The organism is Kitasatospora sp. NPDC127067, assembly GCF_042724755.1.
GTDB classification, from domain to species: Bacteria; Actinomycetota; Actinomycetes; order Streptomycetales; family Streptomycetaceae; genus Kitasatospora; species Kitasatospora lactacystinica.
This window is the reverse complement of record NZ_JBHXEM010000005.1, coordinates 1-16,397: the sequence shown is the minus strand read 5'-3', so window position 1 is coordinate 16,397 and position 16,397 is coordinate 1. Positions and strand designations below refer to the sequence as shown.

Below are 16,397 nucleotides of genomic sequence, written 5' to 3'. Positions count from 1 at the left end.
CATTACACACGGGGGTGGGCGACATGCGGGAACCGGACACCAGGGACCTGGTCCGGATGTGGATCTCGGGCTGGGCCGTCTCGCGCGGCTCCGCCGAGCCGGTGGACCAGCCCTGGGGCTGGAGCATCGACGTCGGCGCACCGGCCGGCGAGGTGGGCCGGCACGTGCTGCCGGAACCGACCGAGGCCGACGTCCGCAAGCTCGCCGAGACCGTCACCGCGCCGACCACCTGGCTGAAGCTGTTCGCCGAGGACGCCACGGTGCGCCCCTGGCTGGACGAGCGGTGGCGCCTGGACGCGCCGGGCTTCCTGATGAGCGTGCCGCTCGCCGCCGAGCGGCCCGAGGTCCCGGCCGGGTACACCGTGACCGCCTGGGAGCGGGGCGGGGTCCTCCGGGCGCTGGTGCGCACCGGGGACGGGCACCTCGCCGCGCGCGGCCAGGCGGGCCTGGCCGGCCCGGTGGCCGTACCGGACCAGATCACCACCGTGCCCGAGCACCGCCGCCGGGGCCTGGGCGTCCTGGTGATGCGAACGCTCCAGTCCGCCGCGCACGAGCGGGGCGCGCACACCGGCGTACTGGTCGGCACGCCGGAGGGACAGGCGCTCTACGAGGCGATGGGCTGGACCACCCACGCCCCGATGGCGAGCCTGGTCCTCGACGCGCCGAGCGTCCAAGCCGAGAGGTAGCGGACCTCAGCGGTACGGCAGCAGCTCCGGCCGCTTCGCGGGGCGGCCGTCGCCGGAGGAGCGGCCGGTGAGGCGGCGGCCGATCCACGGGCCGAGGTGGGTGCCCAGCCAGCGGGCGTCCTGGCGCAGCCGCTCGGCGCGGCCGGCCGGGGCGGCGGCGGGCAGCGGGGCGCGCCAGTCGAAGGCCGCGGGGCGGCCGAGCGCCTCCAGCACTCCCGCGGCGACCCGGCGGTGGCCCTCGGGCGAGAGGTGCAGGCGGTCCTCGGCCCACAGCCGGCGGTCGTCGAAGCAGGGCGCGGAGAACAGGTCGACCACGGCGAAGCCGTCCTGCCGACCCAGCTCCTGGACGAAGGCCTTCATCCGCAGGATGGCGGGCAGCAGCCGGGCGCTGCCGGCCATGCGCCGGGTGGGGTCGGTGCTGGTGAACAGCACGACGGTGGCGCCGGTGGCGCGCAGCCCGGCGGCGCAGCGGCCGAGCAGCCGCTCGACCGCGTCGATGTCGCAGCCGGGGCGCAGCACGTCGTTGAGGCCGCCGGCCAGGGTGACCAGCTCGGCCCCCATCGCGGTGGCGGCGGCGAGCTGCTCGTCGTGGATCTGGCCGATGAGCTTGCCGCGGACGGCGAGGTTGGCGTACCGGAAGCCGGCGTCCGGGGGCTGCGCGTCGGTGCGCTCGGCGGCCAGTGCCGAGGCGACCCGGTCGGCCCAGCCCCGGTAGTGGCCGTCCGGCAGCAGGTCGTCGCCCATGCCCTCGGTGAAGGAGTCGCCGACGGCGACATAGCTGCGGTAGGGGGTGGGCACGGGCTGGCCTCCGCTCTCCTGGAACGACTCCGGCGGTCCGACGATCCGACGATCGTACGTGCGTGCCCGCCCGGGGCGGCGACGGACCCCGGCGCTCATCGCACGCCGATCGTTCGTTTATCGGCCCGGGACACACTGAGGGCACACGGGGCGGCGGTCGGCGACGGGGGCCTTGCCGCCGCCCCGTCCGGGCGACCGGGCACGCCCGCGGTCGTCAGCCGACCGCGGTCGTCAGCCGGCCGCGACCGCCGCCGACTCCTCCGCCCCGCGGGGCGTGAACCAGTGCTCGCGCACGGCGTCGGTGGGCCGCTGCTCGCCGAGGGCGGCCAGCCCCCACTCCCCCAGCGCCTCGACGACCGGGCGCAGTTCACGGCCCCGCCCGGTCAGTTCGTAGACCGTCGCGTTGGCGGGCCGCTCCAGCCGGCGGCGGGTCACCAGCTCCTCCGCCTCCAGCTGCTTGAGCCGGGCGGCCAGGATGTCGGTGGAGACGCCGGGCAGGTCGGCGTGCAGGTCGGTGTAGCGGCGCGGGCCGCCGAGCAGCTCACGGACGATCAGGAGGCTCCAGCGCTCCCCCACCGCGTCCAGGGCGCGGGCGACGGCGCAGTACTGGTCGTAGCTTCGGCGTGACATGTGGATCAGCATAGCCAAGAGGTTGGACTTTCCAAGTACACACTTGGTAGAACAAAGCTGAAGCAACGGAGCGGTGGTGACGGTCGGGAGGCCGCAGATGGAGTTTCGACAGTCCAGCAAGCTGAATGACGTGTGCTACGAGATCCGGGGCCCGGTGGTCGACCAGGCCAACGCCCTGGAGGAGGCCGGGCACAGCGTGCTGCGGCTGAACACCGGGAACCCGGCCCCGTTCGGCTTCGAGGCGCCCGAGGAGATCATCCAGGACATCATCCGCAACCTGCCCAAGGCGCACGGCTACAGCGACTCGCGCGGCATCCTGCCGGCCCGCCGGGCGGTGGTGCAGTACTACCAGCAGCGCGGGGTCCAGGGCGTCACCGTCAACGACGTCTACCTCGGCAACGGCGTCTCCGAGCTGATCCAGATGGCCGTCACCGCGCTGGTGGACGACGGCGACGAGGTCCTCGTGCCGATGCCCGACTACCCGCTCTGGACGGCCGCGGTCCGGCTGGCCGGCGGCAAGGCCGTGCACTACCTGTGCGACGAAGAGGCCGAGTGGTACCCGGACCTGGACGACATCGCCGCCAAGATCACCGCCCGCACCAAGGCGATCGTCGTCATCAACCCCAACAACCCCACCGGCGCCGTCTACCCGAAGGAACTGCTGGAGGGCATCCTCGACCTGGCCCGCCGCCACCACCTGATGGTGCTGGCCGACGAGATCTACGACAAGATCCTCTACGACGGCACCGAGCACCACTGCCTGGCCGCCCTGGCCGACGACGTGCTGACCCTCACCTTCAACGGCCTCTCCAAGTCCTACCGGGTGGCCGGCTTCCGCAGCGGCTGGCTGGTCGTCTCCGGCCCGCGGCAGCACGCCACCGACTACCTGGAGGGCCTGACCATGCTCTCCGGCATGCGGCTGTGCCCCAACGTGCCCGCCCAGTACGCCGTGCAGGCGGCGCTCGGCGGCCACCAGTCCATCAACGACCTGGTGCTGCCCGGCGGCCGGCTCACCGAGCAGCGCGACATCGCCGTCAAGGCGCTCAACGAGATCCCCGGCGTCAGCTGCGTCAAGCCCAAGGGCGCGCTGTACGCCTTCGCCAGGCTGGACCCGGCGGTGCACCGGATCGTCGACGACGAGCGGTTCGTGCTGGACCTGCTGCTGCGCGAGAAGATCCACGTCGTCCAGGGCACCGGCTTCAACTGGCCGCGCCCGGACCACTTCCGCTTCGTCACCCTGCCCCGGGCCGACGACCTGGAGACGGCCGTCAACCGGATCGGGCGCTTCCTGGCCACGTACCGCCAGAGCTGACGCCCCGGGACACGCCCTTAGGCTCGACGGCATGACCGTCCTTCGCTCCGTCGCCCTGTTCGTCCTCGCCGCCGTCGCCGAGATCGGCGGCTGCTGGCTGGTCTGGCAGAGCGTGCGCGAGCAGCGGCCGTGGTGGCTGGCCGGCCTGGGGGTGGTGGCGCTCGGCGCGTACGGCTTCGTGGCCGCCCTGCAGCCGGACAGCAACTTCGGCCGGGTGCTGGCCGCGTACGGCGGGGTGTTCGTGGCCGGCTCGCTGCTGTGGGGCGTGGTCGTGGACGGCTTCCGGCCGACCCGCTACGACGTACTGGGCGCGCTGGTCTGCCTGGCCGGGGTCGGCGTCATCATGTACGGGCCCCGGCGCTGAGGTCCTCCCTCACCGCCGGGGCCCGTCGGGCGCGTCCGGGGAGCGCCGGCCGCTCGGGGACTACCAGCCCCAGCCGCCGCCCTGGCCGTCGTCGTCGCGGTTCGAGTCCCAGCCCTCGCCGACCGTGCGCAGGATCGTGTAGTTGTCGATCTGCGTGCCGTCCTCGGCCAGCGCGGTGACCTTCATGACCGACTTCTGGCCCAGGTGCTTCGGGGTGACGTCGACCTTGATGAAGGAGTAGCCGGTGTAGCGCACCCGCGACCACTGGATGGTCTCGGGGGTCTTCACCCTGCCCTTGCTCCAGTAGTAGGTCTTGACCTCGTCCTGGTGGTTCTCGTGCCCCTCGTAGGTGTCCGGCACGTCGAACTTGTACAGGCTGCGGCCGGCCGCACCCGCGGTGACGTAGACCACTCCGTCCTTGGCCGGCTCGATGGTGGCGCCGCTCGGCACCTGCTTCGAGACCTTGTTGCCGAGGATCGCGTCGGTGCGCTCGTAGATGTGGTTGTGGCCGTTGATGACCAGGTCCACCCGGTACTTCTCGAACAGCGGCACCCAGGCCTCGCGGACACCGCCCTCGGAGGCGTGCGCGACGGTGGTGGAGAAGGCGCAGTGGTGGAAGAAGACCACGACGAAGTCGACGGTCTCGTCGTTGCGCAGGTCCTTGAGGGTGCGCTCCAGCCACTTGGTCTGCTTGTTCGCCGAGACGCCCAGGTTGGCCGGGATCTCGTAGGAGACGTCGTTGGCGTCCAGCGAGATGACGCCGACGTTCTTGTAGCGGAAGGTGTAGACGCCGGGGACGGCGCGCGGGTCCGGGCCGTTGTTCGGCAGGAAGAAGCGGGCGTTCTCGCCGCCATAGCCGTTCGGCGAGTACCAGGCCTCGATGTCGTGGTTACCGTACGCGACCATCCACGGGATCTCGGCGGCGACCGTCTCGGTCTGCACCAGGAAGTCGTCCCAGGTCTTCGCGTTGAAGACGGACTTGTCCGGGTCGGTGCCGGAACCGGCCGGGTCGGCGTAGCAGATGTCGCCGGCGTGCAGGTGGAAGGCCGGGTTCTGGGCCTTGATGATGTGGTCGTTGCCGGCCGCGTGCGCGCTGACGCCCTGGTCGCCGAAGGCGGTGAAGGTGAACGGCTCGTACACCTTGCCCCAGCGGTGGTCGCGGGAGGGCGCGGTGCGGAAGGTGTGCAGGGTGGAGATCTGCTGCTGCGAGGCCGGGTCGAAGCCCTCGTGGCCGACACCGTAGTAGTAGGTGGTGTCGGGGCGCAGGTCCTCCAGCGCCACGTGCAGGTAGTACTGGTCCACCGGCTGGCTGTTCGGGGTCAGCGCCGGGGTGTGCAGGGCGCGGACCTCGGCCTGGACCTTGTGGCTCAGCTCCCACGGGGTCCTTCCGAAGCGCAGGAACGGCTTCTTGACCGGGGCCGGCACCTGCCAGGAGACGCGGAACTGGGTGTCCGGCTCGGGGCCGAACTGGAGGTGACGGCCGGTCGGCGCGACCAGCGCGCCGTCGATGCCGCTGGTCGTGCCACCGGTCAGCAGCTGCGGGCCGGCCGGGGCGGCGAAGGCCGTCCCGCTGCCCAGTGCGCCGCCGACGGCGACGGCACCCACGGTCACGGCACCGGCGCGCAGCATCCGGCGGCGGGAGAAACGGGCCCGCAGGTACTCGTGCTGCTCGGCCATGCTCATGCGGTCGGCAAGCTTGGCCGGCACGCCCATGTTGGGGATATCCATGCGCGGGACTCTTCCAGCGGCACGTTGATCGCGCACGGACGCCGGGTGAACGGGTCGCAGCGTACCCACCATTCGAACGCCAATGTTCGACCATGATTCGGTAAAGGGCGTACCCGCACCGTCTCGACGCCGCATCATGGCCCCCACCGGTCCCCCGGACTGAGCGGTCGTCGGCGGTGCCGGGGGCCCGCCCGGACCCGCGGACCGCGCCACCGGCCGGCCGGGTCCGTCCTCAGCCGGAGGGCTCGTCCCACTGGGTGGCGGCCCGGTTGCCGGTGCCGTCGCAGGTGCGGCAGATCTCGTCCCGGTAGGCGTGCTTGGCCCCGGTCGCGTCCACCCGGTAGCGCACGTAGACCCCGGTGCCGTCGCAGAGGAAGCAGTTGCCGCCCCCGCCGCCCACCTCGGTGGTGCCGGTGCCCTGGCAGGTCCGGCAGCTGAGACCGGCGGTCCGGCCGGTGCCCGCGCAGATGCGGCAGACCGTCGTCATCGGCTTCCTCCCTCGCGCGGAATCGGCTCGGTGCCGTCCGCGAGGGCCCGGCGCCACCGGTCATGGTAGTGCTGACGGCCCCCGGGCAGCCCCGGATCCGTCCCGGTTGAATACGATCTGACGATCAGTCGGTAGCGCCGGGGGCACGGCCTCACTCGGGCAGGCCCTCGCGGACCCGCCGGGAGACCGAGATCAGCTGGAGGTCGAGCAGCCCGGGCGGATCGGCCAGGCCCGGGCCGCCCGCGCGCACCCAGGCGGCGATCTCGTCGATCATCTCGTCCATCAGCACGAAGCCCAGCCAGACCGGCCGGCCGCCCGCCGCCCGGCCCTCGGCCGAGGGGCCCACCACCACCACGTTGGACTGGGTGCACACGTCCAGGCACTTGACCGCCCGGACCCGGCCCGCCGGGCCCACCGCCGTGCGCAGCCGCTCGTACTGGCCCGCGTGGTCCACCCCGGGGTGCTTCGCCTCGGTGCCGCAGCAGCAGCCCCGGCACACCGTGACGGTCACGGGGGCGCCGGCGCCCCGCTTGCGGTCCCGGGCACCGTCGCGGTCTCGGCGGCTCATCGGTTCTCCTGACCCCTCCTGGGCTGCGGCACCCTGCGCACCGGCCTCCGCACTGTACCTGTCACCCCGCCGGCGCCCGGGCCGCGGGTCGGACCCGGGCCCGGACCGCGGGCGCTTCGACAGGGACCCCTCCCACCTCGCGCGCCCGCGTCCGCGCCCCACGCCTCGCGCCCCGCCGTCCGACGGCCCCGCTGTCCGACGGCCGGCGCTACCCGACCGCCCGGGCCGCCGCCCGTCCCGCCGTACGGCCCGAGAACAGGCAGCCGCCCAGGAACGTCCCCTCCAGGGAGCGGTACCCGTGCACGCCCCCGCCGCCGAACCCGGAGGCCTCGCCGGCCGCGTACACCCCCGGCAGCACCTCGCCGTCCGGCCGCAGCACCCGGGAGGACAGATCGGTCTCCAGTCCCCCGAGCGACTTGCGGGTCAGGATGTTCAGCCGGACGGCGATCAGCGGTGCGGCGCCCGGGTCGAGGATGCGGTGCGGGGCGGCGGTGCGGATGAGCCTGTCGCCGAGGTGGCGGCGGGCCCCGTGGATCGCGGTGACCTGGAGGTCCTTGGCGAAGGGGTTGGCCAGCTGCCGGTCGCGGTCCTCGACGGTGCGGCGCAGCTCGTCCGGGTCGATCAGCGGTTCGCCGGTCCTGGCGTTCATGCCCCGGGCGAGGTCGGCGAGGTCGCGGGCGACCACGAAGTCCCGGCCGTGCCGCAGGTGGCCCTGGACCGGGCCGGGGGCCCCTGGCAGCGCGCGCCCGAGCACACCGCGCACCGACTTGCCGGTCAGGTCGGGGTTCTGCTCGGAGCCGGAGAGGGTGAACTCCTTCTCGACGATCCGCTGGTTGAGCACGAACCAGGTGTACTCGTACCCGGTGGACATGATGTGTTCGAGCGTCCCGAGGGTGTCGAAGCCGGGGAACAGCGGGACGGGCAACCGCCTGCCCCGCGCGTCCAGCCAGAGCGAGGAGGGGCCGGGCAGGATGCGGATGCCGTGCCGGGCCCAGATCGGGTCCCAGTTCTCGATGCCCTCGGTGTAGTGCCACATCCGGTCGCCGTTGATCAGACTGGCCCCGGCCCGGCCGGCGACCTCCAGCATCAGTCCGTCCACGTGCGCGGGCACCCCGGAGAGCAGCCTGGCGGGCGGGGTGCCGAGCCGGGCCGGCCAGGCCTTGCGGACCAGGTCGTGGTTGCCGCCGATGCCGCCGGAGGTGACGATCACGGCCTGGGCGCGCAGCTCGAAGCTCCCGGCGGCCTCCCGCGAGCTGGCCTCGCCCCGGCCTGCCGGGCTCGGCACCAGCACCTCGCCGGTGACGGTGTCGACGGCGCCCGCGGTGGCGGACAGCCCGGTGACCCGGTGCCGGAAGCGCAGGTCCACCAGGCCGCGCGCGGCGGCGGCGCGGACCCGCCGGACGAAGGGCGCCAGCAGCCCCGGCCCGGTGCCCCAGGTGATGTGGAAGCGCGGCACCGAATTGCCGGGCCCGTCGGCGAGGTAGCCGCCGCGCTCGGCCCAGCCGACCACCGGGAAGAACCGCACGCCCATGCCGTGCAGCCAGGAGCGCTTCTCGCCCGCCGCGAAGTCCACGTACGCCTCGGCCCAGCGGCGCGGCCAGGCGTCCTCGGGCCGGTCGAAGCCGGCCGTGCCGAGCCAGTCCCGCAGGGCGAGGGCGTGCGAGTCGCGGATCCGCATCCGGCGCTGCTCGGGCGAGTCGACCAGGAAGAGGCCGCCGAAGGACCAGTGCGCCTGGCCGCCGAAGGAGGCGGCGGGCTCCTGGTCGAGGAGGATCACCTTCCGTCCGGCGTCGGCGAGTTCGGCGGTGGCGGCGAGGCCCGCGAGGCCCGCTCCGATGACGATGACGTCGGCGTCCAGGGCCATGCGCAGTCCTCCGTCGGGGCTCGCGGTGGCGGCACGTCCGGGACGCGCCGCCGCTGTGCGCCCGATACTGCGGTCTGCGGTGACGTCCGGTCAACCGGCGGGTAACAACCGCCCGCGTGAATTCCGCTCCGGGCCGTTTCGGAATTGCCGCCGACAGTGGCGCGATAGCCGTTCGAGAGCCGTGCGATAGCCGTTCGGCACCCGGTGGGGCGAAATGCGGAATTCCGTCCGGGCCCGCCTGACGGAATGTCGGCAATTTCCGCGCAAACCATGGACGTCCGGGAAACCTGGCAGTAACTTACCTGCGAGTAGCTGTGGCCCGGCTCGATGCGACCCCCACCCGTCGTTTCTCTCCCCCAGGAGGAATCGTGCTCCGCCCTGCCCGGAAATCCCGGCACCTCCGGAATTCCACCGCGCTCGCCGCCGTCGCCCTCGGTGCCGCACTCGCGCTCACCTCCACCAGCGCCCAGGCCGCCGGCGCCGCGCCGAAGCACTACGTGGCGCTCGGCGACTCCTACGCCGCCGGCGCCGGCGTGCCGGGCCAGTCGGCCGGTCTGTGCCTGCGCTCCGACCGCAACTACGGCCACCTGGTCGCCGCCGCCCTCAAGTCCGGCCGGTACACCGACGTCACCTGCTCCGCGGCCAAGATCAAGGCGATGACGCAGCCCCAGTACGACGCCTTCATCAGGGTCAACGACCCGCAGCTGGACGCGGTGACCGCCGACACCGACCTGGTCACCCTCGGGATCGGCGGCAACGACCTCGCGGCCAGCGACCTCGGCCTCGGCGAACTGGTCGCCACCTGCATCGCCGGCGCCGTCGTCAACCCGCTCGGCACGCCCTGCAAGGACGTCTACCACCACGGCTACTGGGACTGGAGCAGCATGTCCTGGCAGTACGGCACCGACGACCTGGCCGAGCGGATCCGCACCACCATCGCCCCGCAGCTGGCCGACACCCTCAAGCGCATCCACGCCAAGGCGCCCGGGGCCAGGGTGCTGCTGGTCGGCTACCCGTCCGTGCTGCCCGCCGACGGCTCGAAGTGCATCCTGCGCCAGCCGGTGACGCCGGGCGACGTCGAGTACATGCACGGCGTGCTCAACAAGCTGAACGCCGCGCTGAAGTCCACCGCGGCCGCGAACGGCGCGACCTACGTGGACACCGCGACGCCGACCCTCGGGCACGACGTCTGCTCGGACGACCGCTGGATCGAGGGCGCGCTGCCCGGCTCGCCCGCCGTGCCGTTCCACCCCAACGCGACCGGCGAGCAGGTGATGGCCCAGGCGGTGCTCGCCGCGCTGAAGTAGCGCGGCCGCGGCGCCCGAACCGCCGCCCGCGCGGCGCCCGCCCGGCGCGCCCCCGGAAAGCCCCGAGGGGCCGGCGACCGAACCCCCGGTCACCGGCCCCTCGGTCCTGCGCGCCCTACTCGGACTTCGCGGAGGCGGAGGCGGCACCGGCCGCGGAACCGGCGGCCAGCCCGGCCGACCACTTCTCCTCGACGTTGCCGAGCTTCCAGTAGGCGATCGCCGCGGCCCAGGTGAGCACGAACAGTCCGACGATGGCGTAGCCGACGAAGTTGAGGTCCAGTGCGCCGATCCAGGCGACCGGACCGCTGGTGATGTCCAGCTTCTCGCCGAGCAGGCCGATCAGCTCGATCGAGCCGATCACCAGCGCGACCAGCACCGACAGCCCGGTGACGGTCAGGTTGTAGTAGATCTTGCGGACCGGCTTGGAGAAGGCCCACTCGTACGCGAAGTTCATGAACGAGCCGTCGATGGTGTCCAGCAGGCTCATTCCGGCCGCGAACAGGATCGGCAGCGTGAGCAGCGCGTACCAGGGCAGCGAGAAGGCCGCCGCGCCGCCCGCCAGCACCAGCAGGGACACCTCGGTGGCGGTGTCGAAGCCCAGGCCGAACAGCAGGCCCACCGGGTACATGTGCCAGGGCTTGGTGACGGCCCTGGTGACCCTGCCGAGGATGCGGTTCATCAGCCCGCGCCGCTCCAGCTGGCGCTCCAGCTCCGCCTCGTCGTAGTCGCCCTCGCGCATCCGGCGGAAGACCTTGAGGATGCCGTTGAAGGCGCCCAGGTTGATCAGGCCGAGCAGCAGCAGGAAGGTGCCGGAGACGGCGACGCCGATCAGGCCGGTCATCTCGTGCAGCGTCGAGTCGTCGGACTCCACCTGGCCGGCCAGCGAGCGGATGCCGAGGGCCAGCAGCGCGCAGAGGCCGAAGACGATCGACGAGTGCCCGAGCGAGAACCAGAAGCCGACCGACAGCGGCCGCTTGCCCTGGCCCATCAGCTTGCGGGTGGTGTTGTCGATGGCGGCGATGTGGTCCGCGTCGAAGGCGTGCCGCATGCCGAGGGTGTAGGCGGTCAGGCCCATGCCGGCGCCGAACACCTGGCCGCCGACGTCGTAGTGCTCGGGCTCGACCACCGCGAGCAGGGTGAACCAGCCGATGACGTGGAGCGCGAGGATGAATCCGCCCATTCCGGCCAGGCGGATCCACTCCTCACGGGTGAGCCGGTCGCGCCAGCGGGGGGCGGTCATCATCGTGTCCTTTCGGTCGGGCGGTCGAAGCTGGGCCATCTTTCCGCCTCGGTGCGCGCAGTTGCAAGTCATGCGCAATTACGGATTCGTCTCCCCCCGCTCTCCCCCGGCTTCCACCCCCCTCCCGAAGATCGTCACGACCCGTACAAGGCTTCGTAACCTCGGAGGGCTTTCACCCCGCGCTCTACGCGCGGATACTCCCGTTCTACGCGCGAAAACCTGAGCGCTGCCCCCTCAACTCCCCACGGAGGAACGGCACATGACGATCCGCATCCGAACCGCCGCGGCCCTCGCCGGAACGGCCCTGCTCACGGCCGGTCTCACCACCCCCGCCGCCACCGCCGCGCCCGCCGCACTCACCGCGCCCGCCGCCAGGACCGCCACCGTCGGCGCCACCCCGCACCGGGTGCTGTTCGACAACAGCAAGGCCGAGACCGCGGGCAACGCCGACTGGATCATCAGCACCAGCCAGCCCGACCCGCTGGCCCAGAACGCCAACCCCACCACCGAGAAGAGCTGGACCGGCGCCCTGTCCGCCTGGGGCGTCGCCCTCCAGAAGACCGGCCAGTACAGCCTGAAGACCCTCCCGGCCGGGTCCACCATCAGCTACGGCACCGGCGCCGCGCTCGACCTCGCCAACTTCGACACCTTCGTGATCCCGGAGCCCAACACGCGCTTCTCCGCGGGCGAAAAGGCCGCGATCATGAACTTCGTGAAGAACGGCGGCGGGCTCTTCCTGGTCTCCGACCACAACAACAGCGACCGCAACAACGACGGCTGGGACTCCCCGAAGATCATCAACGACCTGCTGACCAACAACGGGGTGAACAACAACGACCCCTTCGGCTTCTCGGTCGACCTGCTCAACATCACCACCGACAACCCGCGCGCGGCCGACGCCCCGACCGACCCGGTGCTGCACGGCCCCTTCGGCACCGTCACCGGCTCGATCCTGCGCAACGGCACCACCTTCACCCTCAAGCCCGCCGACAACCCGAACGTCAAGGGCCTGGTCTACCGGACCGGCTACAGCGGCAACACCGGCGCGTTCTTCGTCACCAGCACCTTCGGCTCCGGCCGGGTCGTGATCTGGGGCGACAGCTCCCCGATCGACGACGGCACCGGCCAGTCCGGCAACACCCTGTACAACGGCTGGGACGACCCGGCGGGCACCGACGCCGCCCTCGCCCTCAACGCCACCGCCTGGCTGAGCAAGGCCTGACCGGGGACGCCCCCACCGGGGGCCCCGCTCGCCGGGACCTTCTCACCGGGCCCCCGCTCACCAGGCCTCCTCATCAGGCCCCGCTCATCAGGCCCCTCTCATCAGGAAAAGGGCCGCTCCCTCCCCTACTGTCGGAAATACCGAACCGTCGGAAGGCCGACGCCAGGGACCGATGGGAGCGGCCATGCCGTCCTACCCCTTCCACACCACCCGCGAGGACCTGCGCATCCCGCTGCCCGACGGCACCCGACTGGCCGCCCGGCTGTGGCGGCCGGTCGGTGACGAGCCCGGCCCCGCGCTGCTGGAGTACTCCGGCGGCCGCCTCACCGACCGGACCGCCGCCGAGGACGCCCGCCGCCACCCCTGGTACGCGGGCCACGGCTACGCCGCCGTCCGGGTCGACACCCGCGGGCACGGCAACTCCGAGGGCATCCCCGGCGAACCCGGCGGCGAACAGGAGCTCGCCGACGGCGCCGCCGTGGTCGACTGGCTCGCCCGCCGGCCCTGGTGCAACGGCCGGCTCGGCCTGCTCGGCACCGGCACCGCCGGTACCACCGCCCTGCGGCTCGCCGCCCGCACCCCCGGCACCGTCGGCGCCGTCGTCACCGCCTGCCCCGAGGGCGGCCACCGGCTCGGCGGGGCCGTGCTCGCCGCCGACCTGCACACCCGGCTCACCGCCCTGGTCGCCGACGCCGCCCTGCCGCCGGACCCGCGGCACGTCGGCGACGCCTGGCGGGCCGCCTGGCTGGCCCGGCTGGAGGCGCTGCAGCCGCCCGTCGACGACTGGCTCGCACCCCGCGAGAGCACCGTCCCGGTGTCCGTGCCCGCCCTCGCCGTGGCCGGCTGGGGCGACCCGTCCTGTTCCTTCGTGCTGCGGCTGCTCGCCGAGTCCCCCACCGCGCGCGCCCTGATCGGCCCCTGGCCGCACGGCCTGCCCGAGGCCGCCCTGCCCGACACGCTGCGCTGGTGGGACCACTGGCTGCGCGGCATCGACAACGGCGCCCTCAAGGAACCCGCCCTGCGCGCCTGGCTCGCCACCCGCTGGACCGGGGACGAGGCCTGGCCCTCCCCCGACGTCCGGGAGATCCACTACGGCCTGGACGGGCCGCTGCGCACCGCCGGCACCGCCGCCCACGACCGGTACGTCCCGGTCCGGTCCCCGCAGCACACCGGCCTCAACGCGGGCGCCTACGTCCCCCACGGCCGCCCCGCCGACCGGCCGCCGGACCAGCGCGAGGAGGACGGCCGCTCGGTCTGCTTCGACTCCCAGCCGCTGCCCGAACCCGTCGAGCTGCTCGGCGCCCCGACCGTCCGGCTGCGGCTGCGCGAGGACGGGGCACCCGTCCAGGTGACGGTGCGGCTGTGCGCGGTCGGCCCGGACGGCACCTCGGAGCTGGTCACCCGGGGCTTCCTGGTCGCCGACGGACCCGACGCCGAGGTCGAGCTCGCGGCCTGCGCCTGGACGGTCCCGGCCGGGCACCGGCTGCGGCTCGCCCTCTCCTCGGTCTACTGGCCCTGGGTCTGGCCCCCCGCGGAGGACACCGGGTACGGCGTCGACCCGTCCCGCTCCACCCTGAGCCTGCCGGTGCGCCACCTCGCCGCCGACGTCGGCGCCCCGCCCGTCACCTTCGAGCCCCCGGTGCTGCCCGCACCGCTCGACATCCACCTCACCGAACCGCTCACCGTCCGGCCCGAACACCTCACCGTCCACGACATCGGCCGCCACGAGTGGCGCGCCGAGCTCTCCCCCGCCACCGACGGCACCCGCACCCACCCCGACGGCCTGGTCCGCGACGAACACACCGTCACCGCCTACCGGGTGCTCGCCGGCGCCCCGCTCAGCGCCCAGGCCCGCACCGACCGCACTGTCCGGCTGGAGCGGCCCGACATCGGCTGGGACGTCACCGTCCAGACCCGCACCCAACTGCGCTGCGACGCCGAACACTTCATCAGCGTCGTCCAGCTGCGGGCACTGGAGGCGGGCTCGGTGGTGTTCGCCCGGGAGTGGCAGCACCAGGTGCCCCGAGGGCCTTCCTGAACGAGACCGTTCGTGATGTGACAATGCCCTTACCGGAAGCGCGAGTCGGGGAGGGCGGGCATGCTGGACGAGACGGTGCACCGGACCGAGGACGTGGCGCCGCCGGACCGCCTGGAGTACTGGCGGCACCGACTCTCCGAGATGAGCGCGCCGATCGAGGCCAGCACGGGACACGCCGCCGACTTCCGGGCGGAGCTGCGCGTCCTGACGCTCGGTGAGATGCAGCTCTGGAACATGGAGAGCCCGTCGATCACCGTGCGCCGGCCGGCGCGCCTGATCCGCTCGTCCGACCCGGAGTTCTACCTCCTCTCACTGCCGTTCCCGGGTGCCGGGCCGGCGGCCCGGCGCGACGGCCACGGCGAATGGCGCCCGCAGGACCTGGTGATGTACGACAGCGTCCGGCCCATCGCCCTCCAGGTGAGCACCGACGATCCGCGCCGGCAGATCCGCGGGGCCTGGCTGACCCTTCCCCGGCAGGCCGTGCCGCTGCCACCGGACAAGGTGGCCGGGCTGATCGCCCGCCGGATGCCCGGGGGCGAAGGGGTGGGCGCCCTGCTCGTCCAGCTGCTCAACGGCATCGCCGCCGACACCGGCGCCTACCGCACCGGCGACGCGCCCCGGCTGGGCGCCGCCGCCCTCGACCTGGTGTCGGCGCTGCTCGCCCACCACCTCGACGCCGAGGACGCCGTACCACCGGAGAGCCGGCGCCGGGCACTGGTCCAACGGATCCGGGCCTTCGTCCGCGCCCACCTGCACGAACCGGACCTCAACCCCGGCGCCGTCGCCGCCGCGCACCACATCTCGGTCAGCTACCTGCACCGCCTCTTCGAGACCGAGGAGGAGACCGTCGCCGCCTGGATCCGCCGCCAGCGCCTCGAACGAGCCCGCCGCGACCTCGCCGACCCGGCCCTGGCCACCACCCCCGTCCACGCCATCGCGGCCCGCTGCGGATTCCCCCGCGCCGCCGACTTCAGCCGCGCCTTCCGCGGCGCGTACGGGCTGCCACCCAGCGACTACCGCCACGGTGCCGCCGCGACGGCCACGGGTGGACGCTGAGCGAAGCGGACGTGGACCGGCTGCTAACGACAACCCCCCTGGGGGATCGGCAAGCTGATGCCGTGTCCACCACGGGGGCTCCTCCGGCGGACACGGACCGACACCAGCACCCTCGAAGGGGGAACATCCATGTCCAGCAACGGAACCCGGCCCCGCACGACCCTGCGATCCGCCGCCGCCGTCGGCATCGCCGCCCTGACGCTCGGGCTCACCGCCCTCGGCGGCGGTCAGGCCTTCGCCGCGCCGCACGCCGGCCTCTCGGCCACGTTCGAGTTCCCGAACGACAGCGGCAAGTGCCTGGAGATCGAGAACTCCTCCACCGCGAACGGCGCCAGGGCCCAGCAGTGGGACTGCAAGGGCCAGGCCGGCTCGAAGTGGCAGTGGCAGTCCGCGGGCGACGGCTTCTACAACGTCGTGAACGTCCACAGCGGCAAGTGCCTGGAGATCGAGAACTCCTCCACCGCGAACGGCGCCGCGGCCCAGCAGTGGACGTGCAACGGCCAGAACGGCGCGAAGTGGAAGCTGATCCAGGTCCGGTGGGGCGGCGGCATGAGCCGGTACAAGCTCCAGAACCACAGCGGAAAGGTCCTGGAGATCACCAACTCCTCCACCGCGAACGGGGCCAACGCCCAGCAGTGGGAGTACAAGGGCCAGTCCGGCGCACTGTGGGTGTACTGAACCGGTAGCGGCCGCCACCCCTCCGCCCGCCTACGCGTGATCGGCCAGGACCTCGGCGACGACGTGGCGGGCGAGGCCACCCCGAACGCCGCCCTCGGCACTCGGGTCGCGCACTTCGACGACCCCGACGGCACCGACCTGGAGATCATCCACCCCGAGAGCGGCTTCGCCGGCTACGAGCCTGCGGCGGCCCGCTGCCGAGGCCACCCGCGCAGGGCCGCGCGCGCCCGGGCGACGCCGCCGGGGGTGGCGGGCGCGCCGGTTCCGACCGCGACGCTTCTCGTGCCGAGGCCCGCGCAGGTGCGGCAGATCCCGGGGCGGGGCACCGGGTCGTGGCAGCGGCCGCACTCGGCGTACGGCGTCGGCGGGGGCGCTTCGGGGCGTTCCGGCGGCAGCTTGCGGTGCAGCCGGTCCCGGAG

Annotated in this window: 13 protein-coding genes and 3 pseudogenes; 9 read left to right on the top strand and 7 right to left on the bottom strand. The window is 73.2% G+C overall.

The features are described 5' to 3' along the window. Positions 1-23 precede the first annotated feature (23 nt). The gene (locus ACFWJ4_RS03440) at positions 24-686 is read left to right on the top strand and encodes a GNAT family N-acetyltransferase (RefSeq protein ID WP_380538655.1); all 663 of its coding nucleotides are present in this window, start codon (positions 24-26) and stop codon (positions 684-686) included. A 6-nt stretch (positions 687-692) separates the two neighbouring features. On the opposite strand, the gene ACFWJ4_RS03435 is transcribed toward ACFWJ4_RS03440, so the two are convergent. Next, a complete protein-coding gene (locus ACFWJ4_RS03435; RefSeq protein WP_380538653.1) occupies positions 693-1,484 on the bottom strand; it encodes an SGNH/GDSL hydrolase family protein in 792 nt (263 codons plus the stop codon). A 276-nt stretch (positions 1,485-1,760) separates the two neighbouring features. Continuing rightward, positions 1,761-2,114, bottom strand: a pseudogene (locus ACFWJ4_RS03430) (winged helix-turn-helix transcriptional regulator); the annotation flags it as partial. A gap of 97 nt (positions 2,115-2,211) precedes the next feature. Here ACFWJ4_RS03430 and ACFWJ4_RS03425 point away from each other — a divergent pair. Beyond that, positions 2,212-3,426, top strand: a complete 1,215-nt coding sequence (locus ACFWJ4_RS03425; RefSeq protein WP_380538651.1) for a pyridoxal phosphate-dependent aminotransferase — start codon at positions 2,212-2,214, stop codon at positions 3,424-3,426. A 31-nt stretch (positions 3,427-3,457) separates the two neighbouring features. Next, positions 3,458-3,790 carry a YnfA family protein gene (locus ACFWJ4_RS03420; RefSeq protein ID WP_359912267.1) on the top strand — a complete coding sequence of 111 codons (333 nt, stop codon included), beginning with the start codon at positions 3,458-3,460 and terminating at the stop codon, positions 3,788-3,790. Between the two features lie 60 nt (positions 3,791-3,850). Here the strand turns inward: ACFWJ4_RS03420 and ACFWJ4_RS03415 are convergent, their stop codons facing one another. The 4 genes from ACFWJ4_RS03415 to ACFWJ4_RS03400 form a co-directional block, all read right to left on the bottom strand. Then, positions 3,851-5,518 (bottom strand): fibronectin type III domain-containing protein, encoded by a 1,668-nt coding sequence (locus ACFWJ4_RS03415; protein WP_380538650.1) that lies wholly within the window; start codon positions 5,516-5,518, stop codon positions 3,851-3,853. A gap of 232 nt (positions 5,519-5,750) precedes the next feature. After that, on the bottom strand, positions 5,751-6,005 hold the full coding sequence (locus ACFWJ4_RS03410) for a hypothetical protein (protein WP_359912273.1): 255 nt from the start codon (positions 6,003-6,005) through the stop codon (positions 5,751-5,753). 151 nt (positions 6,006-6,156) lie between these two features. Then, positions 6,157-6,573 (bottom strand): (2Fe-2S) ferredoxin domain-containing protein, encoded by a 417-nt coding sequence (locus ACFWJ4_RS03405; RefSeq protein ID WP_380538649.1) that lies wholly within the window; start codon positions 6,571-6,573, stop codon positions 6,157-6,159. A 208-nt stretch (positions 6,574-6,781) separates the two neighbouring features. After that, positions 6,782-8,437 carry an FAD-binding dehydrogenase gene (locus ACFWJ4_RS03400; RefSeq protein ID WP_359912282.1) on the bottom strand — a complete coding sequence of 552 codons (1,656 nt, stop codon included), beginning with the start codon at positions 8,435-8,437 and terminating at the stop codon, positions 6,782-6,784. Positions 8,438-8,805: 368 nt separating this feature from the next. On the opposite strand from ACFWJ4_RS03400, the gene ACFWJ4_RS03395 reads away from it, so the two are divergent. Beyond that, positions 8,806-9,744, top strand: coding sequence for an SGNH/GDSL hydrolase family protein (locus ACFWJ4_RS03395; RefSeq protein ID WP_359912285.1), 939 nt, complete (start codon positions 8,806-8,808; stop codon positions 9,742-9,744). Positions 9,745-9,859: 115 nt separating this feature from the next. Here ACFWJ4_RS03395 and ACFWJ4_RS03390 read toward each other — a convergent pair whose 3' ends face one another. Next, positions 9,860-10,984, bottom strand: coding sequence for a HoxN/HupN/NixA family nickel/cobalt transporter (locus ACFWJ4_RS03390; protein WP_380538647.1), 1,125 nt, complete (start codon positions 10,982-10,984; stop codon positions 9,860-9,862). A 259-nt stretch (positions 10,985-11,243) separates the two neighbouring features. Between ACFWJ4_RS03390 and ACFWJ4_RS03385 the strand changes: the two are divergent. From ACFWJ4_RS03385 to ACFWJ4_RS03365, 5 genes and pseudogenes are all read left to right on the top strand, one after another. Continuing rightward, positions 11,244-12,203, top strand: a pseudogene (locus tag ACFWJ4_RS03385) (hydrolase); the annotation flags it as partial. A 187-nt stretch (positions 12,204-12,390) separates the two neighbouring features. After that, positions 12,391-14,244, top strand: a complete 1,854-nt coding sequence (locus ACFWJ4_RS03380) for a CocE/NonD family hydrolase (protein ID WP_380538645.1) — start codon at positions 12,391-12,393, stop codon at positions 14,242-14,244. A 60-nt stretch (positions 14,245-14,304) separates the two neighbouring features. Then, positions 14,305-15,300 (top strand): helix-turn-helix domain-containing protein, encoded by a 996-nt coding sequence (locus tag ACFWJ4_RS03375; RefSeq protein WP_380538643.1) that lies wholly within the window; start codon positions 14,305-14,307, stop codon positions 15,298-15,300. A 129-nt stretch (positions 15,301-15,429) separates the two neighbouring features. Further along, positions 15,430-15,978 (top strand): RICIN domain-containing protein, encoded by a 549-nt coding sequence (locus ACFWJ4_RS03370; RefSeq protein ID WP_380538641.1) that lies wholly within the window; start codon positions 15,430-15,432, stop codon positions 15,976-15,978. A 36-nt stretch (positions 15,979-16,014) separates the two neighbouring features. After that, a pseudogene (locus tag ACFWJ4_RS03365) lies at positions 16,015-16,397 on the top strand (hypothetical protein); the annotation flags it as partial.

Coding starts and splice junctions, on each gene's coding strand:
- ACFWJ4_RS03420 (WP_359912267.1), top strand. CDS start 3,458: ATGACCGTCCTTCGCTCCGTCGCCCTGTTCGTCCTCGCCGCCGTCGCC.
- ACFWJ4_RS03440 (WP_380538655.1), top strand. CDS start 24: ATGCGGGAACCGGACACCAGGGACCTGGTCCGGATGTGGATCTCGGGC.
- ACFWJ4_RS03380 (WP_380538645.1), top strand. CDS start 12,391: ATGCCGTCCTACCCCTTCCACACCACCCGCGAGGACCTGCGCATCCCG.
- ACFWJ4_RS03390 (WP_380538647.1), bottom strand. CDS start 10,984: ATGACCGCCCCCCGCTGGCGCGACCGGCTCACCCGTGAGGAGTGGATC.
- ACFWJ4_RS03400 (WP_359912282.1), bottom strand. CDS start 8,437: ATGGCCCTGGACGCCGACGTCATCGTCATCGGAGCGGGCCTCGCGGGC.
- ACFWJ4_RS03410 (WP_359912273.1), bottom strand. CDS start 6,005: ATGACGACGGTCTGCCGCATCTGCGCGGGCACCGGCCGGACCGCCGGT.
- ACFWJ4_RS03425 (WP_380538651.1), top strand. CDS start 2,212: ATGGAGTTTCGACAGTCCAGCAAGCTGAATGACGTGTGCTACGAGATC.
- ACFWJ4_RS03370 (WP_380538641.1), top strand. CDS start 15,430: ATGTCCAGCAACGGAACCCGGCCCCGCACGACCCTGCGATCCGCCGCC.
- ACFWJ4_RS03405 (WP_380538649.1), bottom strand. CDS start 6,573: ATGAGCCGCCGAGACCGCGACGGTGCCCGGGACCGCAAGCGGGGCGCC.
- ACFWJ4_RS03375 (WP_380538643.1), top strand. CDS start 14,305: ATGCTGGACGAGACGGTGCACCGGACCGAGGACGTGGCGCCGCCGGAC.
- ACFWJ4_RS03415 (WP_380538650.1), bottom strand. CDS start 5,518: ATGGATATCCCCAACATGGGCGTGCCGGCCAAGCTTGCCGACCGCATG.